This is a genomic window from Nocardia sp. NPDC058480 (assembly GCF_042720495.1).
Taxonomy (GTDB): domain Bacteria; phylum Actinomycetota; class Actinomycetes; order Mycobacteriales; family Mycobacteriaceae; genus Nocardia.
In genome coordinates, this window is the sequence record NZ_JBHXMN010000014.1 from 63,385 (window position 1) to 80,629 (window position 17,245).

17 protein-coding genes are annotated in these 17,245 nt (G+C 67.5%); 10 read left to right on the forward strand and 7 right to left on the reverse strand.

The features are described from left to right. Positions 1 to 60 precede the first annotated feature (60 nt). Both ACFWO8_RS26290 and ACFWO8_RS26295 read left to right on the forward strand, forming a co-directional pair. Positions 61 to 810 carry an adenosylcobinamide-GDP ribazoletransferase gene (locus tag ACFWO8_RS26290; protein WP_378964236.1) on the forward strand — a complete coding sequence of 250 codons (750 nt, stop codon included), beginning with the start codon at positions 61 to 63 and terminating at the stop codon, positions 808 to 810. A 133-nt stretch (positions 811 to 943) separates the two neighbouring features. Next, a complete protein-coding gene (locus ACFWO8_RS26295) occupies positions 944 to 1,657 on the forward strand; it encodes an MBL fold metallo-hydrolase (protein WP_378964241.1) in 714 nt (237 codons plus the stop codon). A 55-nt stretch (positions 1,658 to 1,712) separates the two neighbouring features. Here the strand turns inward: ACFWO8_RS26295 and ACFWO8_RS26300 are convergent, their stop codons facing one another. Together ACFWO8_RS26300 and gcvT are read right to left on the reverse strand one after the other, a co-directional pair. Further along, a complete protein-coding gene (locus ACFWO8_RS26300) occupies positions 1,713 to 2,810 on the reverse strand; it encodes a branched-chain amino acid aminotransferase (protein WP_378964246.1) in 1,098 nt (365 codons plus the stop codon). Positions 2,811 to 2,864: 54 nt separating this feature from the next. After that, the gene (gene gcvT / locus ACFWO8_RS26305; RefSeq protein ID WP_378964250.1) at positions 2,865 to 3,965 is read right to left on the reverse strand and encodes a glycine cleavage system aminomethyltransferase GcvT; all 1,101 of its coding nucleotides are present in this window, start codon (positions 3,963 to 3,965) and stop codon (positions 2,865 to 2,867) included. A gap of 101 nt (positions 3,966 to 4,066) precedes the next feature. On the opposite strand from gcvT, the gene ACFWO8_RS26310 reads away from it, so the two are divergent. The 3 genes from ACFWO8_RS26310 (at position 4,067) to ACFWO8_RS26320 (ending at position 6,811) form a co-directional block, all read left to right on the forward strand. After that, positions 4,067 to 4,288 carry a hypothetical protein gene (locus ACFWO8_RS26310; protein WP_378964252.1) on the forward strand — a complete coding sequence of 74 codons (222 nt, stop codon included), beginning with the start codon at positions 4,067 to 4,069 and terminating at the stop codon, positions 4,286 to 4,288. 106 nt (positions 4,289 to 4,394) lie between these two features. After that, positions 4,395 to 6,071, forward strand: coding sequence for a phosphatase PAP2 family protein (locus tag ACFWO8_RS26315; protein WP_378964260.1), 1,677 nt, complete (start codon positions 4,395 to 4,397; stop codon positions 6,069 to 6,071). 83 nt (positions 6,072 to 6,154) lie between these two features. Next, positions 6,155 to 6,811, forward strand: coding sequence for a nucleotidyltransferase domain-containing protein (locus ACFWO8_RS26320; protein WP_378964273.1), 657 nt, complete (start codon positions 6,155 to 6,157; stop codon positions 6,809 to 6,811). A 65-nt stretch (positions 6,812 to 6,876) separates the two neighbouring features. Here ACFWO8_RS26320 and ACFWO8_RS26325 read toward each other — a convergent pair whose 3' ends face one another. After that, the gene (locus ACFWO8_RS26325) at positions 6,877 to 7,911 is read right to left on the reverse strand and encodes a hypothetical protein (protein WP_378964277.1); all 1,035 of its coding nucleotides are present in this window, start codon (positions 7,909 to 7,911) and stop codon (positions 6,877 to 6,879) included. A gap of 116 nt (positions 7,912 to 8,027) precedes the next feature. On the opposite strand from ACFWO8_RS26325, the gene ACFWO8_RS26330 reads away from it, so the two are divergent. Next, positions 8,028 to 8,276 carry a hypothetical protein gene (locus tag ACFWO8_RS26330; protein WP_378964280.1) on the forward strand — a complete coding sequence of 83 codons (249 nt, stop codon included), beginning with the start codon at positions 8,028 to 8,030 and terminating at the stop codon, positions 8,274 to 8,276. Positions 8,277 to 8,330: 54 nt separating this feature from the next. Here ACFWO8_RS26330 and ACFWO8_RS26335 read toward each other — a convergent pair whose 3' ends face one another. Together ACFWO8_RS26335 and msrA are read right to left on the reverse strand one after the other, a co-directional pair. Then, positions 8,331 to 9,326, reverse strand: a complete 996-nt coding sequence (locus ACFWO8_RS26335) for a hypothetical protein (RefSeq protein WP_378964285.1) — start codon at positions 9,324 to 9,326, stop codon at positions 8,331 to 8,333. Between the two features lie 109 nt (positions 9,327 to 9,435). Beyond that, entirely contained in the window at positions 9,436 to 9,951 is a 516-nt protein-coding gene (gene msrA / locus ACFWO8_RS26340; protein ID WP_378964293.1) for a peptide-methionine (S)-S-oxide reductase MsrA, read from the reverse strand. A gap of 138 nt (positions 9,952 to 10,089) precedes the next feature. Between msrA and ACFWO8_RS26345 the strand changes: the two genes are divergently transcribed. The 4 genes from ACFWO8_RS26345 (at position 10,090) to ACFWO8_RS26360 (ending at position 14,829) form a co-directional block, all read left to right on the forward strand. Beyond that, positions 10,090 to 10,587, forward strand: coding sequence for a hypothetical protein (locus ACFWO8_RS26345; RefSeq protein WP_378964297.1), 498 nt, complete (start codon positions 10,090 to 10,092; stop codon positions 10,585 to 10,587). Positions 10,588 to 10,693: 106 nt separating this feature from the next. Next, positions 10,694 to 12,649 (forward strand): GMC family oxidoreductase, encoded by a 1,956-nt coding sequence (locus ACFWO8_RS26350; RefSeq protein ID WP_378964302.1) that lies wholly within the window; start codon positions 10,694 to 10,696, stop codon positions 12,647 to 12,649. Between the two features lie 116 nt (positions 12,650 to 12,765). Beyond that, complete coding sequence (locus ACFWO8_RS26355) at positions 12,766 to 13,233, forward strand: MarR family winged helix-turn-helix transcriptional regulator (protein WP_378964307.1); 468 nt, start codon at positions 12,766 to 12,768, stop codon at positions 13,231 to 13,233. A gap of 132 nt (positions 13,234 to 13,365) precedes the next feature. Continuing rightward, positions 13,366 to 14,829 (forward strand): MFS transporter, encoded by a 1,464-nt coding sequence (locus ACFWO8_RS26360; protein WP_378964319.1) that lies wholly within the window; start codon positions 13,366 to 13,368, stop codon positions 14,827 to 14,829. 16 nt (positions 14,830 to 14,845) lie between these two features. Here the strand turns inward: ACFWO8_RS26360 and ACFWO8_RS26365 are convergent, their stop codons facing one another. Both ACFWO8_RS26365 and ACFWO8_RS26370 read right to left on the reverse strand, forming a co-directional pair. Next, a complete protein-coding gene (locus ACFWO8_RS26365) occupies positions 14,846 to 15,220 on the reverse strand; it encodes a DUF742 domain-containing protein (protein ID WP_378964324.1) in 375 nt (124 codons plus the stop codon). After that, positions 15,217 to 17,196 carry a nitrate- and nitrite sensing domain-containing protein gene (locus tag ACFWO8_RS26370; RefSeq protein WP_378964330.1) on the reverse strand — a complete coding sequence of 660 codons (1,980 nt, stop codon included), beginning with the start codon at positions 17,194 to 17,196 and terminating at the stop codon, positions 15,217 to 15,219. The genes ACFWO8_RS26365 and ACFWO8_RS26370 overlap by 4 nt, the downstream gene beginning before the upstream one ends. Positions 17,197 to 17,245: the final 49 nt, after the last annotated feature.

Below are 17,245 nucleotides of genomic sequence, written 5' to 3' on the forward strand. Positions count from 1 at the left end.
CCGGAGGCCCGACCTGGTGCACTGCTCGGCAGGATCGGGTACTACCGCGGAGACCTCGCCATGGACGCCCTGAGACTGTCGGTCTCCTGGCTCTCGGTCATCCCGGTGCCAGGCCCCGCGAAGGTGGACCGACGGATCGCGGGCCACGCCATTACCCTCGCTCCCCTGATCGGCCTCGCTCTGGGGGCGGCGGCGACGGCGGCGCTCTGGCTGCTGGTCAGCGCGGGCCTGACCACCTTGCTCGCCGGTCTGCTCACCGTAGGCCTGCTCGCCTTGCTCACCCGGGGCATGCACCTCGACGGCCTGGCCGACACCGTCGACGGCCTCGGGAGTTACGGACCACCTGCCCGCGCTCGCGAGATCATGAAGTCCGGTGGCGCGGGACCGTTCGGCGTCGCCGCCCTCATTTTCGCCATCGCTGTCCAATCGGTCGCCTTCGCGACTCTGGCCGATCAGCAGCGCTGGCTCGCGATCGTCCTCGCCGTCGCCGCGGGCCGAGTCGCCGTCGTGCTGGCCTGCCGCACCGGCATCCGCGCCGCACCCGACGCGGGTTTCGGCGCGTTGGTCGCGGGCACTCAGCGCCGCGGCGCTGTGCTGATCTGGTCGGCGCTCGCGGTTGTCACCGCGGTCGCGGCGGTCCCAGCCAACCTCTGGCTCGGCCCCGTTGTGGTGATCGCCGGCCTCGCGCTGACCTTCGCGATCACCCGCCACTGCGTCCGCCGGTTCGAAGGCCTCTCCGGCGATATTCTCGGAACTGTCATCGAAATCACGGTTTCGGTTGCCGCGGTGGGCTTCTCGCTGGCGTTATAGCCGATCGCGAAATCGCACCGAACTCCGACTGGCCACAAGTCCGGGATATCGGCGGTTGTGTGGTCCCACAGACCGTCCGGTCAACGGTACTCGGGTGGGTTGCCAGCACATCGGTGGCAATACAGTGGAGCGCATGTCATCCGAGCGCCTCTACTTCCGCCAGCTGCTGTCCGGCCGGGACTACGCCGTCGGCGATCCGATCGCCACGCAGATGCGCAACTTCGCGTATCTGATCGGCGACCGGGAGACCGGCGAGACCCTGCTGGTCGATCCTGCCTACCAGGCGGCCGACCTGGTCGACGTCGCGGCGGCCGACGGCATGCGCGTGTCCGGCGTACTCGCCACCCACCATCACCCCGACCATGTCGGCGGCACCATGCTCGGTTTCACCCTCGGTGGCGTGGCCGAACTGCTCGAGAAGACCAGCGTCCCGGTGCACGTCAACAAGCTCGAACTGGACTGGGTCGCCCAGACCACCGGCATCGCCCCCAGCGAGCTGACCGGCCACGACCACGGCGACAAGGTAAAGGTCGGCGCCTTCGACATCGAGTTACTCCACACGCCCGGCCACACCCCCGGCAGCCAGTGCTTCCTGTTCGACGGCCGCCTCATCTCCGGCGACACCCTGTTCATCGACGGCTGCGGCCGCACCGATTTCCCCGGCGGCGACTCCGACGAGATGTTCCGCAGCCTGCGCCAACTAGCCGCCCTCGACGGCAACCCAGTCGTCTACCCCGGCCACTGGTACTCCGAAGCCCCCAGCGCCGCACTGACTTCCGTGTGCGACAGCAACTACGTCCTGCGCCCGAAGTCCCTCGGCGAATGGCAGGCGTTGATGCCGGGCTGAGCAGCAAAGAGCGGGCCCCACGCAACGGGCCCGCTCTCGAATGCTGTTGTGGCGCTTACAGCGCCCGCATCCACCCATGCGTATCAGCGAACGTACCCCGCTGAATTCCGGTCAAAGTGTCGCGCAGCGCCATCGTCACCTCACCCGGTTCCCCACCCCCGATGGCGAATTCCTCCTCCTCCGACTTCACCCACCCGACCGGCGTGATCACCGCAGCCGTCCCGCAAGCGAAAACCTCACTGATCTCACCGGATTCCGCGCCCTTACGCCATTCCTCCACCGAGATCTTGCGCTCCTCCACCGGATAGCCGGAGTCGGCAGCCAAGGTGAGCAGCGAATCACGGGTGATACCGGGCAGCAGCGAACCGGACAGTTCAGGCGTCACCAGCCGTGCCTCGGAGCCGGTACCGAACACGAAGAACAGATTGTTGGTGCCCATCTCCTCCACGTAACGACGCTCGCACGCATCCAGCCAGACCACCTGGTCACAGCCCTGATCAGTAGCCTGCGCCTGCGCGAGCAGCGACGCGGCGTAATTGCCCGCCACCTTCGCCTCGCCGGTACCGCCGGGAGCCGCACGCACGTATTCGGTCGACAGCCACACCCGCACCGGCTTCACACCACGCGGGAAGTAGGCACCGGCAGGCGAGGCGAGCAGCAGGTACTTGTACGCCGAAGCAGGCTTCACACCCAGGCCCGCCTCGGTGGAGAACATGAACGGCCGCAGATACAGCGAGTCCTCGCCACCGGCGGCGGGCACCCAGTCGGCGTCGACGTCGAGGAGTTGGCGCACGGATTCGACGAACAGCTCCTCGGGCAGCTCCGCCATCGCCATGCGCGCGGCCGAGCGACGGAACCGCGCGGCGTTGGCATCGATGCGGAAGGTCGCGATCTCGCCGTCGGGCTGACGGTAGGCCTTGAGCCCTTCGAAGATCGCCTGCCCGTAGTGGAACACCATCGTCGCCGGGTCCATCGAGAGCGGACCGTACGGCTCGACGCGCGCATTGCCCCACTGGCCGTCGGCGTAGTCGATCGACACCATGTGATCGGTGAAGAACCGTCCGAAACCGGGGGCCGCCAGTACCTCTTCCCGCTGCTGCGCCGATGTGGGCGCGGGGTGCGGAATACGGGTGAACTGTGCGGCGACTGTCATGATGCGATCCTATCCGGGCTGATTTGGTGCTGTCTCGCCCCCACTACGGAGGAGTTACTTCGTCTTGGTGTCGACAAACGGCGGCTTGACGACCGTCGCGCGCAGCTTGCGTCCGCGCACGTCGACCTCCACCTCGTCGCCGGGTTCCAGCTTCGCGTCGGTGTCGAGCAGTGCCAGCGCGATGCCGACCTTCAGCGACGGCGAGAACGTCCCCGAGGTGGTCTCGCCGACCGGCTCGCCATCGCGCAGCACGGTCTGGCCCTGCCGCAGCACGCCACGATCCAGCGCTTTGAGCCCCATCAGCGTGCGGCGCGGGCCGTCGGCCTTCTCCTGCTCGAGCGCGGCCTTGCCCCAGAATTCCGGCTTCTTCCAGCCGACGGCCCAACCGGTGCGGGCCTGGTTCGGGGTGATGTCGAGGGAGAGTTCGTGCCCGTGCAGCGGGTAGCCCATCTCGGTGCGCAGGGTGTCGCGCGCGCCGAGCCCGGCCGCCTGGCCACCGGCCGCCTCGACCCGGTCGATCAGCGCACGGAACACCGGCTCCGCGTCAGCCCAGTTCGGCAGCAGCTCGTAGCCGTGCTCACCGGTGTAGCCGGTCCGGCACACGCGCACCGGGCGGCCCTCCCACTCGGCGTCGGCGTAGGCCATGTACTCCATCTCGGTGGGCAGGCCGAGGGCCGTCAGCACCTCGGTGGCCTTGGGTCCCTGCACCGCGAACACCGCGTAGTCGCGGTGCTGGTCGGTCACGGTGATCCCGGCGGGGGCCACCTTCCGCAGCTCCGCGACGACCGCCGCCGTGTTCGCGGCGTTCGGCACGAGGAACACCTCGTCGTCGGTGACGTAGTAGGCGATCAGGTCGTCGATCACACCGCCGTCTTCGGCACAGCACAGCGTGTACTGCGCCTTGCCCGGCCGGATCCGGCCCAGGTCGTTGGTCAGCGCCGAGTTCACGAACGCCGCGGCACCCGGCCCCGCGACCGTCGCCTTGCCGAGGTGGCTCACATCGAAGAGCCCGACAGTGGTGCGGACCGCGGTGTGCTCGCCGACCGTGCCGCCGTACTGCACCGGCATCTCCCACCCGCCGAACGGAGCGAAGGTGGCTCCGAGCTCGACATGAACAGCGTGGATGGGGCCCTCTAGCAGCGCGGTGTCGGTCATGGGCAGAGTTTATCGGGCGACACCGCCACCTCATCCTGCCCCCGCAATTGGGGGATCCGACCGGGTTTCGCGCATCGGCCGCTGGTGCGAGGATCGGGTCCATGAACATACGTAGGTTCGGCGCCGCCGCGCTGCTCGCCACCGCATCCCTGCTCCTGGTCAGTCCCGGCGCGCACGCCGACACCGGCAGCGCCGATCCGCTCAACATGCTCCTCGGTACCTCCGGTTCGGGCGGACAGATCAATCTCGGCTGCATCATCCAGTCACTCTCGGGTGGACCGGCCACCGCGGACTGCAACCCACCCTCGATCCCAGTGCAGTAATACGGCCTCTCGACGTGGCACCGCCACCCCGCCATCGGGGGGGTGCGCCGGTGCCCTCTGTCCGGGTCGAAAGATAGTGACGCCCAACGGCGGTAGGGTTCTGTCTGTGAGTGAGTTGCCCCGCGCCAGGTTCGGCCATGTCGCCCGGATGGACGACACGATGAGCCGAGCGGTGTCCCGTATCCCGGAATCGGCGGCCGATCGCGGCATGCTGCGGTTGACCCGCTCGGCCAATACCGGCGGGCTGTGGCTGGCGGTCGCGGCGGCGCTCGCGGTGAAGCCTGGTCGCCCACGACGGGCGGCGCTGCGCGGCGTCATCGCGCTGGGTGGCAGCAGCTTCGTCGTCAACCTCGTGCTCAAGACGCTGATTCCGCGCCGGCGGCCACCGGCCGAACTGATGCCGCTCGGCCGCAGGCTGGTCGCCGCGCCGGTGTCGTCGTCCTTCCCCTCCGGCCACAGCGCCAATGCCGCGGCCTTCGCGACGGCCGTCGCCCTGGAGAGTCCGCGGACCGCGCTCGCCGTGGCGCCGGTGGCCGCCGCCGTCGCCTATTCCCGCATCCACACCGGCGCGCACTGGCCGTCCGACGTGCTGGTCGGCGCCAGCGTGGGCACCGCTGTGGCGCTCACTACCCGCCGCTGGTGGCCGATCCGCGAATCCGATGAGGCCGACGCGCACGTCGTGCACGACGCCCCGATCCTCGCCGAGGGCAAAGGCCTGTTGCTGCTGGTGAACCCGCGCTCGGGTGACTCCAGCTACGACCCCACCGACGACATCGCCGAGGCACTGCCCGCGGCGACGCTGGTGCGCACCGAACCCGGCCGCGACGCCGTCGAGCTACTGCAAGAAGCCGTCGACGCCACCGTCGGCAGGGCGGAAAGCGACGACGACCGCCCGACCGATGACCGCGGTATCGCGGCTGGTCCGGAGAACCGCACCTCGGACGGCCCGACCGATGACCACGCGGCCGACGCGGGGAACCGCGCCTCGGTCCTCGCGGTCGGCGCGGCGGGTGGCGACGGCACCATCGCCGCCGCGGCGGCTGTCGCGGTCCGCAACAACCTGCCCCTGGTCGTCATCCCCGCGGGCACCCTGAATCACTTCGCCCGCGACCTCGGCGTCTACGACCTGCGCGAGGTAGCCGACGCCACCGGCACCGGCGAGGCTGTCGAAGTCGACATCGCCGCAGTCGAATTCGACACCTCCGACGGCCCGCACACCCACCACTTGATCAACACCGCGAGCATCGGCGCCTACCCGGAGCTGGTGCGCCTGCGCGAGAAGTGGGAAGACCGCTGGGGCAAGTGGCCCGCCTTCGCCGCCGCCCTCGTCGTCACCCTGCACCGCGCGGAACCGATCCACATCCGCCTCGACGACCGCTGGCACGACCTGTGGTTCCTGTTCATCGGCAACGGCCCCTATCACCCGCACGGTGCCGTCCCCGCCTTCCGCTCCCGCCTCGACGAGGGCCTCCTAGACGTCCGCTGGCTCCGCGCCGACGTCCGTTTCTCGCGCACCCGCGCTGTGATCGCCCTGATGCTCGCCGCCATCGGCCACAGCCGCGTGTACGGCGAACGCCAGATGCACGAACTCACCGTCATCTCGAAAACCCCCGTCGCCGTGGCCGCCGACGGCGAAGTGGTCGGTATCGCAACCTCTTTCCGCTTCGCCATCGCGGGCCGGATCCCGGTCTACCGCCGCGACGAGGACAACCCTCGCTGGGAAAACCGCGCACGCCCCCACCACCGCCGACCTCTGGCCTGGCTCACCGACCGCCGCCGCTGACTTCCTCACAAACCCGTCTCGTCTCGATCACCATCGCCCACAACAACCTTGCGCCCCGAGCGACCGGTGCCGAGGATGGAGAGATGAGCTCGCCGGACGGTGGACGTCCGATCACCGCAACCGAAGCCACCCGTCGCTGGGACCCGTGGACCCCGAGCGTGGTCGCCGCGCGCCTCGCGACCTGTCCCGCACCGTGGGCGGTCGCGGGCGGCTGGGCACTCGATCTGTTCGCCGGTGCTATCTCCCGCGCCCATGACGACATCGAAATCACTGTCCCCCGAACAGATTTCCCGCATATCGCGGCCGCTTTCCCCGAATACGAGTGGGACATCGTCGGCGACGGCAAGCTCTGGCCCTATCCCCTGGCCGCGACCCGCCTCGACCTCCACCAAACCTGGCTCCGCGACCCCTTCACCGGTGCGTTCCATCTCGACGTGTTCCGCGAGCCGCACGACGGCGATACCTGGATCTGCCGCCGCGATCCCACCATCACCCTCCCCTACACCGAACTCATCCGCACCACCCCCAACGGGATTCCGTATCTGATTCCCGAGGTTGTGCTGCTGTTCAAGGCGAAAGCCAACCGCCCCAAGGACGACAGCGACTTCCACCGCGTCATCGCATTGCTCCCGGAGCACCGGCTCGTCCGCCTGAACTCCTGGCTGACCCAGCTCCACCCGGATCACCCATGGCTGACCGAGATCTACGCGCCCGCCATCAGCTCATCCCCCACCGAATAGTTCGGCGCGCCGACGCCGAGGCGGCTGCGGCCCTGCCCGATCCGGTAGCTCGGCGCGATCCGAATTCAGTCGGTCATCCGACACCAACCTCTTCGATAGTCGGCCCAATCCTGTGGTGTGGCAGCGAAATCCACGTACATCGCCACACCGAAGTTCGCCCGGCTCACGTCGGTCCGGGTCAGCCCGAGGCGAATTCCGCGCACCGCCGCGGCGACGGTCTCGGCGGCTCCGTGATGACCTCGGTCGTCGGCCCAGAACGCGGGAGCTCCCATCAGCAGGTCGACGCCATCGGGTGTCACCTCGGCGGCCAGTTCGGTCTGCTGCGCCACATACCCGCTGTACAGAGCCCGCGTGGGCATCGCCGTGTCATACGACATCACCGCCACCTGATCGGATCGACGCGCCACCTCCGCGAAATAGGCCTGGCTCCACCATTTTCCGTGGTCGGCGACCGTCAACCCCACCGAATGTAAGCCTGGCAGCGGATCGATCACCGGTGCCGACACCGACAGCGGAACGCGCGCCGCGGAAGTCACGGCCCGCGTAGCGTCGAGCAGCGCGAGAAACCCCGGCGACCCCGACCGAACGGGCTCGAGGTCATAGTGCACGCCGTCGAATCCGTAGGCGAGCACCCGCCGTGCCGACGCCACCACCCGCTCGCGCGAGGCCGCCGACTCCACGTCCAGCCCATCGAATTCGGGCTGGACGATGTCGCCCAGCCATGACTGCACCCGAATACCCGGTAATCGCGCGTGCACCGCATCGACGAACCATTGCGCCCGCGGCGCCAATTCGTCGCGCAGACTCCCGTCGTGCTCCAACGGCCCCGTGTGCACATACAGATCCCGAACTCCGGTACCTGCCAGCAACTTCACGAGCCCGTCGATATCGGCATCGTTCTTACGTCCGTCCACCCAGGCATGCCCCAGCCAGACCGCGTCTTTCCCTCGGGTCCGCGCCTGTTCGGATTGATCGCCGATGTTGTGCACCAGCAGCGCCGCGACCACCCCCGCGACCGGTAGCGACACCACAACAACCAGCACGAGCGCGATCACCGCACCACGCACCCACCACGACCACGCCCGCCATTTCCCCCGCATCACTCCCCCTTTGTTCGAGATCCCCCGATACTACTGCCAGGTACCGACAAGCAAATTTCCGACAAATCACCCACTCGTGAAACACTGTGCGCCGCTGGAAGATCGAATGGAGCACAATGAAATACGTCGTAACCCTCGGGTCCGCCGCCATCGCGGCCTTCGCGTTCGCGATCGCCACGCCGACCGTGGCAGGAGCGCAGCCCTCGAACTGCCACGACTCCTACACCCCGTGCCTGCCCATCGTCAGTGATGTCGACTGCGAAGGCGGCAGCGGCAACGGGCCCGTCTACACCGGCCGGGTGACGGTGATCGGCCCCGATGACTACGGCCTCGACCGCGACGGGGACGGCATCGGCTGCGAGTGAACAGCACGAGGGGCGTGCGATGAACGACATCGCACGCCCCTCGGGATCAACTCCTCAGCGGTTGCCTTCAGGTCCCCAGCCCTGATCACCGGGCTTGCCCAGATCAGGACCGTCGGGGTACCCGGGTCCACCGGAACCCGGACCACCCGCGCCCGGACCGCCGTAGCCGGGCCCACCGGCGGGCCCACCGGCGGGTCCGCCGTAACCCGGCCCGCCGTAACCCTGTCCACCTTCGGGCCCGCCGTAGCCGGGTCCGTAACCCTGTCCGCCTTGCGGACCGCCGTAGCCCGGCTGCCCACCGAATCCACCTGCGGGCCCGCCGTACTGCTGCGGGTATCCCGGCTCAGGAGCCGTCGGCGCGCCGGCGACCGGCCCGCCGGTGACAACCCGGTACGCATAGGTCGAGGCGATGATCGTCAACGGAATGGTGACGAGCAGGCCGAGGCCACACAGCAGCGCACCGACGATATTGATACCGAACAGCGCCAGTGCCAGCAGCAGCAACGTCCCCGCGTTACTCGAGATCGCCGAGAAGCTCGACTTGATCGCGGTGACACCGTCTTGGTCGCGGTCGATCACGAACTGCATTGTCCACCAGGTGAAGAACGCGACGACAAGGCCCGGAATAATGCACAGCACCAGGCCGATACCGGTCGCCAGACCGACCAGCAAGCCGGCCACGATCACCGCACCGACATTGGTGAACTGGAAGAACGACCCGAATCCCGGCTTGTTCCCATCGGTTTCGTGCAGCGCGCCACGCACGAACGCCGCCGAGATCAGATATCCGATAATGGTGCTGACGATGGTGCCGATGATCTGCCAGATCCCGAACCCGAAACTGACACCGCCGTCCATATCGGTGTCGCCGGAGTTTCCGAGCCCGAACAGGAAGTTGATCGCCGCCTGGATCAGGAAGGCGATAACCACCATCCCGATCCACACGAGCGCGTTGTCTTTGAATTTCGTCCACCCGTAACCGATGGCGTCACCGACACTGAGCGTCGGTCCCGCCGGGGGGTAACCGGGTTGCTGCTGTCCATATGTCATCCGAATCGCTTCCCCTCATCGTTCGAGACGGCCGGTGGCCGCTCATATGAGTACTCCGATCCGACGTCACGGTCACGCCGACACAGCCGATCATGACATATGGAAAACGCTACGTGCCGGTGTTCTCGCGCTTCGGGAGTTTCCAGCCGGGGCGAGGAAAATGGCAGGTGTAGCCGTCGGGGTAGCGAATCAGGTAGTCCTGGTGCTCGGGCTCGGCGTCCCAGAATGCGCTCGCCGGGGTCACCTCGGTGACCACCTTGCCCGGCCACAGGCCCGAGGCGTCGACATCGGCGATGGTGTCGAGCGCGATACGTCGCTGATCGTCGTCGAGATAGAAGATCGCGGAACGGTAGCTGTCACCGAGATCGTTGCCCTGGCGATCCTTGGTGGTCGGATCGTGAATCTGGAACAGGAACTCGAGCAACGCGCGATAGTCGGTCTGCGCGGGGTCGTATTCGATCTCGACCGCCTCGGCGTGGCCCGGGTGATTGCGGTAGGTCGGATTGTCGTTGGTCCCGCCGCTGTAGCCGACCCTGGTGGCCAGCACGCCGGGCTGCCGACGGATCAGATCCTGCATGCCCCAGAAGCATCCACCGGCCAGAATCGCCTTACGAGTGTCGCTCACACATCCTCCTTCATGAGTGCTCAACGGTCGCACAGATCGGCCACAACCGTCTCTATGGAACACCGGTTTCAGCGCCGGAATTCCCGTCAGTATTGTTGCCGCCCGAGCGTTACCTCAGCAATGTCGGAGTGCACTTTCATGCCCGTTGAGAAGCAGGAGGAAGACGGCGCGATGCCACGGTTTGTCATTTCCCAGTGTTTGGCGATCGGATTGGCGGCAACAGCTCTGATGGGGGCGGCGGTGGGCAGCGCGGTGGCGCACCCCGGCGCCGACGACACGATCGCGCAGGACGCAGCGCCCTGCGAAGCGGTACGGCAGGCGCGGCAGAACGACCGGGGAGTCCGCGCGGCTACCCCGGCGGCCGCGGGCCAGATCGACGCGGTGCTGATCACCGCGACGAACCGCGTGCCGATCGCGGGCGGAAAGATCGTCCTCACCGGCATCGACGCGTGTGGCGACACTATTCACCGGCACATGTCCACCGGCGCCAACGGCCAGGTGAGTTTCCGCGGTCTGCAACCCGGGCGCTACCAGCTCACCGCATACCGCAACGACTCGGCGGCGCGGTCGATCACCAAGGCCGATGTCGACCTGGCTACTCCGTCGCTCAAAACGATCCAGTTCACCGCCGACTGACGGTCGGGCCGGACTGCATTGTCCGGCCCGAAACCCGTTGACCCCCAGCGCGGTCGCGTGTCCCGTGATACAACTCACCCCAGAGTGAAGAGGGGTGGTTTCCGTCATGGAACCGACAGCCGAACAGCGGGCCGCGCTGGGCATGATCTGCGATACGTTTCTGCCTGGCGACGGGCTCGGATTGCCCGCCGCGACCGAGATCGGCGCGGTCGACACGATCTTCCGCATCCTGGGTCGCAATCCCCGCGAAGCCGAAACGAAGCAGCTGGCAATGCTGTTGGGACTGTGGGATTCTCGCGTCTTCGGCCTGCTCACCGGCAGCGGCTTGCGCCGGTTCTCCACGCTCTCGCAGGAGCAGCGCGAGGCAGCCCTGCTGCGCCTCGCCGATTCCGGCCTCGCCCCCGCCCGGGCGATCTTTCAGGCGCTCAAGCAGGCCTCACTGCTCGCCTACAACGTGACTCCCGGACCCACCGGGACGAATCCGCTGTGGCAGGAGATCGGCTACCCGGCGCCGGTCGGGCGTCTCGAGACCGCCCCGAAACCGCCGCTTTCGCCACTGCGGTTCACCGAATCCACCGCGCTCGACTGCGATGTCGTAGTGGTCGGCTCCGGCGCCGGTGGTGGCGCCGCGGCCGCGGTACTGGCCGAAGCGGGCCTCGACGTGATCGTGCTCGAACGCGGAAACTATTACGACGACCAGGATTTCGGCAACGGCGAATTCGACGCCCTGACCAGCCTGTACGCACCCGGCCCGGCGGCGTCGGCGGAAGGCCAGATCACCCTTGTCGCAGGTACCTGCCTCGGCGGCGGCACCGTGGTCAACTGGAGCACCTCGCTGCCGACACCCGACCCGGTCCGTGCCGAATGGGCCGAGACCGGTGTCCCGCAGTTCGCCGCCGACGAGTTCGGTGACGCGCTGGCCGCGGTGCAGAAACGGATCAGCGTCACCGACCGCAAATCGCCGCTCTCGGCGCGCGACGGCATTCTCGAACGCGGCGCACGTGCGCTCGGCTGGGATGTGGATACGTTGCCGCGCAACGTCAGCGAGGCCTGCGATGCCGGAATCGAGTGTGGACGTTGTGGTTACGGCTGTCGCCTCGGCGCCAAGCAGTCGGCGACCAAGACCTGGCTCGCCGACGCGGCCGAGCACGGTGCGCGCCTGGTGGTGGACGCCGATGTCCGCGCGATCACCGTGAAAGCCGGTCGGGCCGAATCGGTTTCGGCGGTTACCGCCACGGGAGTCGAGATCACGGTGCGCGCCAAGGCGGTCGTGGTCGCCGCGGGCGCGATCCAGACGCCCGCGCTGCTGCGACGATCCGGGCTGCGCAACAAGAACATCGGACAGCATCTGCGCCTGCATCCGGCCGCGGCGGTCTTCGGCGTGTTCGAAGACGAGATCCGCCCCTGGGAAGGCGCGTTGCAGGCGCGCATCAGCAGGCACCACGCGAATCTCGACGGCAACGGCTACGGCGTGATCTACGAGACCGGCCCGATCCACCCCGGCCTGGCCACCGGCTTCATGAGCTGGCGCGGTGCGGCGCAACATCGTGCCGGCATGCTCGATTTCGCTCGCACGAACTCCATCGGCATCATCACCCGTGACCGCGACCCCGGCACCGTCTCGATCGACAAGTCCGGCGAACCGGTGGTGAAATACCAGCTGTCCGACTACGACGCCGCGCACTTGCACACCGGTATCGTCGGTGCCGCCTCCATTCTGGAAGCCGCAGGTGCCCAACGGATCTACTCCGGTCACCAGGCAGGCGTCTCCTTCGAACCCGGCATCCGCGGCTCGCTCGCCGAATTCGACGCCGCCGCCAAGAAGGCGGGTTACGGCCCCGGCCGCTGCTCGATGGGCGCCCTGCACATCATGGGCTCGGCCCGCATGGGTGGCTCGGCCGATGTCTCGGCGACCAACCCCGACGGCGCCACCTGGGACGTCGCCAACATCGTGGTCGCCGACGGCTCCACCTTCCCCACCGCCCCTGGTGTCAACCCGATGGTGACCATCGAAGCCATCGGCTACATGAACGCGAAGCGGCTCGCGGCCCAGCTGAGGTAGAGCACGGCGACCTGTGTGATGTGCCCCCGATGTGTAGCGAACACGTAATATGGTTGGTACACATGCGGTAGATCCGCCCATAGCCGGGCAGGTGAGAATTCGCGGAAAGGGCCGAGATGGACAAGGCGACGCAGTTGGTCGAGTTCGAGACCATGCTTCTCGGCCGCCACAGCCTGAGATCGCGCCGTGGTGCCGACGCCATGGACCGCAGTGCCTATATCTTGCTGAGCCGGCTGCGAATGGGTGGACTGATGTCGATCGGGCAGCTCAGTGACGCGCTGGGTTTGGATGCCTCGACCCTCAATCGGCAGACCGCCGCCATGATGCGGACCGGAGTGATCGAGCGGATTCCGGATCCCGAGGGCGGGATGGCGCGGAAGTTTCGGGTCACGGCCAAGGGTGAGCGCCGATTGAATGCCGAACGGGCCTTGATCGTCGACGCGCTGGATTCGATCCTCGAGGACTGGGCGGCCGAGGATGTCGCCGCATTCGTCGGCTACCTGCGACGATTCAACACCGATATCGAACGCCGGTCAGGGGAGTACTGGCCACGGCCGCTGGCGACCATGCCCGCGGATCACTAGCGGCACTGCGACCGACATCACGATTGCTCGATCGGGTTCGCACGCCAAGAGATGTGTACGATACACATAGATTGCAGTATGCATACCTTGTGCTCTGTACATAACTTGCTGGTTTGTCGATAGGAGCGGTACGTGGGGATTTCGGAAAAGACGGCCCGACCCGGAGTGGTCGTGGGCGTCCTCGCGTTCGGCGGCACCGTCGCCGCGATTACGCAGACGGCAGTGGTGCCGATCATCGGTGAACTGCCGGGAATACTCGGCACCAGCGCCGCCAACGCCTCCTGGGTGATCACGGTGACGCTGCTCGTGGGAGCGGTGTTCACCCCGGTCGCGGGCAAGCTCGGTGACCTCTATGGAAAACACCGCATGCTGCTGGTCTCCGGTGGATTTCTGATCGTGGGCGCCGCGATCGCGGCCATGTCCTCCTCGCTGGTGCCCATGCTGATCGGACGCGGAATCCAGGGCATGGGTGTCGGCTTGATTCCCTTGGGCATCAGCCTGATGCGCGATGTGCTACCCGCGGAGCGGCTCGGTTCCTCGATCGCGCTCATGAGTGCCTCGCTCGGCGTCGGTGGTGCGCTGGGGCTGCCGGTATCGGCCGCGGTCGCGCAGTATGCGAGCTGGCGGGTGCTGTTCTGGGCCGCGGCGGCGCTGAGCGCGCTGGTGATGGTGCTCATCGCGACGCTGGTTCCGGCCGAGGCGAAGCGCGGTGACGCGGGTGGACGGTTCGATTTCGTCGGCGCGGTCGGACTCGGCGCGGGACTGGTATTCCTGCTGCTGCCGGTATCGAAGGGCTCCGGGTGGGGCTGGACCAGTGCCACGACACTCGGGCTGTTCGCCGCCTCGGCGGTGACCCTGGCCGCGTGGGGATGGTGGGAACTGCGGACCTCCGACCCGCTCGTCGATCTGCGCACCACGGCGCGACCTCAGGTGCTGCTCACCAATGCCGCATCTGTACTGGTCGGCTTCGCCATGTACGGCCAGGCGCTGATCGTGCCGCAGCTGATGCAGTTGCCCGCGGCCACCGGCCACGGCATGGGACAAACCATGCTGGGTATGGGCTTGTGGATGGCGCCGGGTGGCTTGATGATGATGGCGTTGTCACCGGCGGGCGCGAAACTGTCGGCCGCGCGCGGACCCAAGGTCACCCTCGCGGTCGGGGCGCTGATCATCGCCATCGGCTACGGCTCCTCGGCGGTGCTGATGGGTTCGACCTGGGGTCTGATGACGATGGTCTGCATCACCAATATCGGTGTCGGCCTTGCCTACGGCGCCATGCCCGCCCTGATCATGGGCGCGGTGCCGCTGTCGGAAACCGCTTCCGCCAACAGCATCAACACGCTGATGCGCTCGCTCGGTACGTCGGTGTCGGCCGCTGTTGTCGGTGTGGTGCTGGCCAATATGACAACCGACTTCGCCGGGCATGCCGTGCCCTCGGAGAGCGGTTTCCATGTCGGCTTGCTGATCGGTGCCGCGGTAGCGCTCGTGGCGGCCGGTATCGCCCTGACAATTCCGCGCCGAACCGCCGAACCCACCGATCTCGATGCCGAACTCGCGACACTGTCGACACAGCCGGTGCCGGTGGCGAAAGCCTGACGAATTCCAGGCCGGCCTAGGACCGTTTGATCCCGGCGAGCACCGCCCGCAGGACGTTCACGTCCGGGGCGGTGCTCAGTTCGTTCCGGGGTGCGCGGGCGAGAAGTCGACCCTCGTCGATCAGGTCGCCGATGAGGACCTTTGTCGAGGTCAGAGGTAGGTGGAGGTGTGCGGAAACCTCCGCGACCGACAGTGGGGTGCGGCACAACTCGACGATCGCGTCATATTCCGGCGCGAGCAGACGGGAGCGCGCGCCGGACCGCGCGTCGACGAGCAGAGTGGTGAGGTCGAGGTCGAGGCGCTTGGCCTTGGCACGCCCGCCGGTGACGGCGTAGAGGCGGACCAGCGGGCCCGCCTCGTCCTCGTACCAGTGCTCGCGCTCGTCGCTCATGGTCGCGGCGAGATGGCGGGGAACTGGCCGGAGATCGCCGACTCGGGATCGCTCGCCTCGGCCAGCGCTGTCGGGATCAGCACCACGACCCGCACCCCGCCGTACACCGATTCCGCCATCCGTACCGAGATGCCGTGTCTGCCCGCCAGCGTGGCGACGACGAACAGCCCGAGCCGTGAGGTGCCGGCCAGCGTGCCGACGCTGAAAGCGGGCGGATCGGCCAGCATCGCGTTGCGTTGCGCCAGGTCGGTCTCCGCCATGCCGAGACCCTGGTCGGTGATCTCCACCGCGACACCGCGACCGACCACTCCCCCCGACACCACGACCTGGGTCTCGGGCGGGGAGAAGGCGGTCGCGTTGTCCATCAGCTCGGCGAGCAAGTGGATCACGTCGGCGACGGCATGCCCGGAGATCCGCACATCGGGCAGCTGCTTGGCCCCGATCCTGGTGTAGTCCAAGCTTTCCGCGATCGCGCCACGCACCAGCTCGAGCAGTGGGACCGGGTTGCGCCACCGGCGGCCGGGCTGTTCGCCGCCGAGGATGATGAGGTTCTCGGCGTTGCGCCGGGCGCGGGTGGCGAGATGATCGAGCTGGAACAGCAGATCGAGCTGATCGGCGTTGCTCTCGTCGCGCTCGGCGCGGTCGAGCAGGGCGAGCTGGCGGTGCACCACCACCTGGCTGCGGTGCGCGATGTCGAGGAAGACCGTGCTGATCCCCGCCTTGGTCTGCGCTTCGGCGACGGCGGCCGACATCGCCGCGACGTGGGCCCGGTTGAACGCCGCGGCGACCTGACCGAGTTCGTCGGTACCGAAGTCCAGCTGCGAGGCCTCCGTCGTGGTTTCGACGCTCGCACCGGCCGCGACTCGGCGCATCACCTCGGGCAGCCGCTCATCGGCCAGTTCGAGGGTGTCGTGGCGCAGCCGGTGCATTCGCGCGATGAACCGATTCGCCATCACCAACGCGATGAGGAACGCGGCCACGGCGGCGAACGCGATCAGCGCACCGCCGAGCAGCGCGCTGTCGGTGTCGCGTTCACCCTGCTGCCTGGCGATCACGTGGGCGTCCCCGCTCTGGTCTTCCCACAGTTTCTGCAACGCGAGACCGACGTACCGCGACGCGTCCTGCCAGGTCGCCAGATCGATCGGAAGTTCTGTCTCCCTGTCTTTTTCGGATACCGGTCCGCGCAAGAGCAACGCGTCCTGCATCGCGATCACCTGCTGCCACTGCGGACTCGCGGTGATCTCCGAAAGCTGGGCCAGGCGGCGGCCTTTCAGCACCGTCGCGGAATAGGCAGCCTCACCACGGAATTCGCCGACCCGGCGGCCGAATTCGATCACCTCGGCACTACTCATCTCGCCGGCGGTCAACGCGACGGAACCGAGCGTGTCGGCTTGCGAAAGTGCCTCGGCCGCCCGCAATTGGTCCACGGCATAACCCAATTCGATACCGACTTTCGCCTCCGGCGCGACCCGGGCGGCCAGCATCGACGCGGCGATGATCGTGCCGATCACCCCGGTGTAGAAGGCGAAAACCTCCTCGGCGGGAATCTGCGTGGCTTCGACGCCGTTGCGCACGACCGGGACCATAGCGAAGAGCTTGTTATAGCCCTCGATATCCTCGCGGGAACCGTCGGGATTCAGCGCGCGGGCGGCGTCACCTTTCGCGATCACCGCGGCGAGCGCCTCATCGGAGCGCTGCTTGGCGGTGACCAGCGCTGGTGCCGACGGCAGGTCACCGGCCAGGCGCAACAGCGACAATCTGCGCTCTTCCTGGAACGCCGACACCATGAGAATCGCGGGCGCGGTGGTACTGCTCGCCAATTCGGCCCATTCGGTGGAATCCCTGGCCGAATTCACCAGATAGACCGCACCGCCGCCACCGACCACCAACAGCATGATGCTCGAGATGAGCACCATCGCCAGCAACCGGATACGCACACTGACCCGGCCACGAACACCGGTACGCCTGATCTTCAATTCTGATTCTTTCCACTCCCCGGAACGCCCCGGCGCCCCGCTGCGTGCA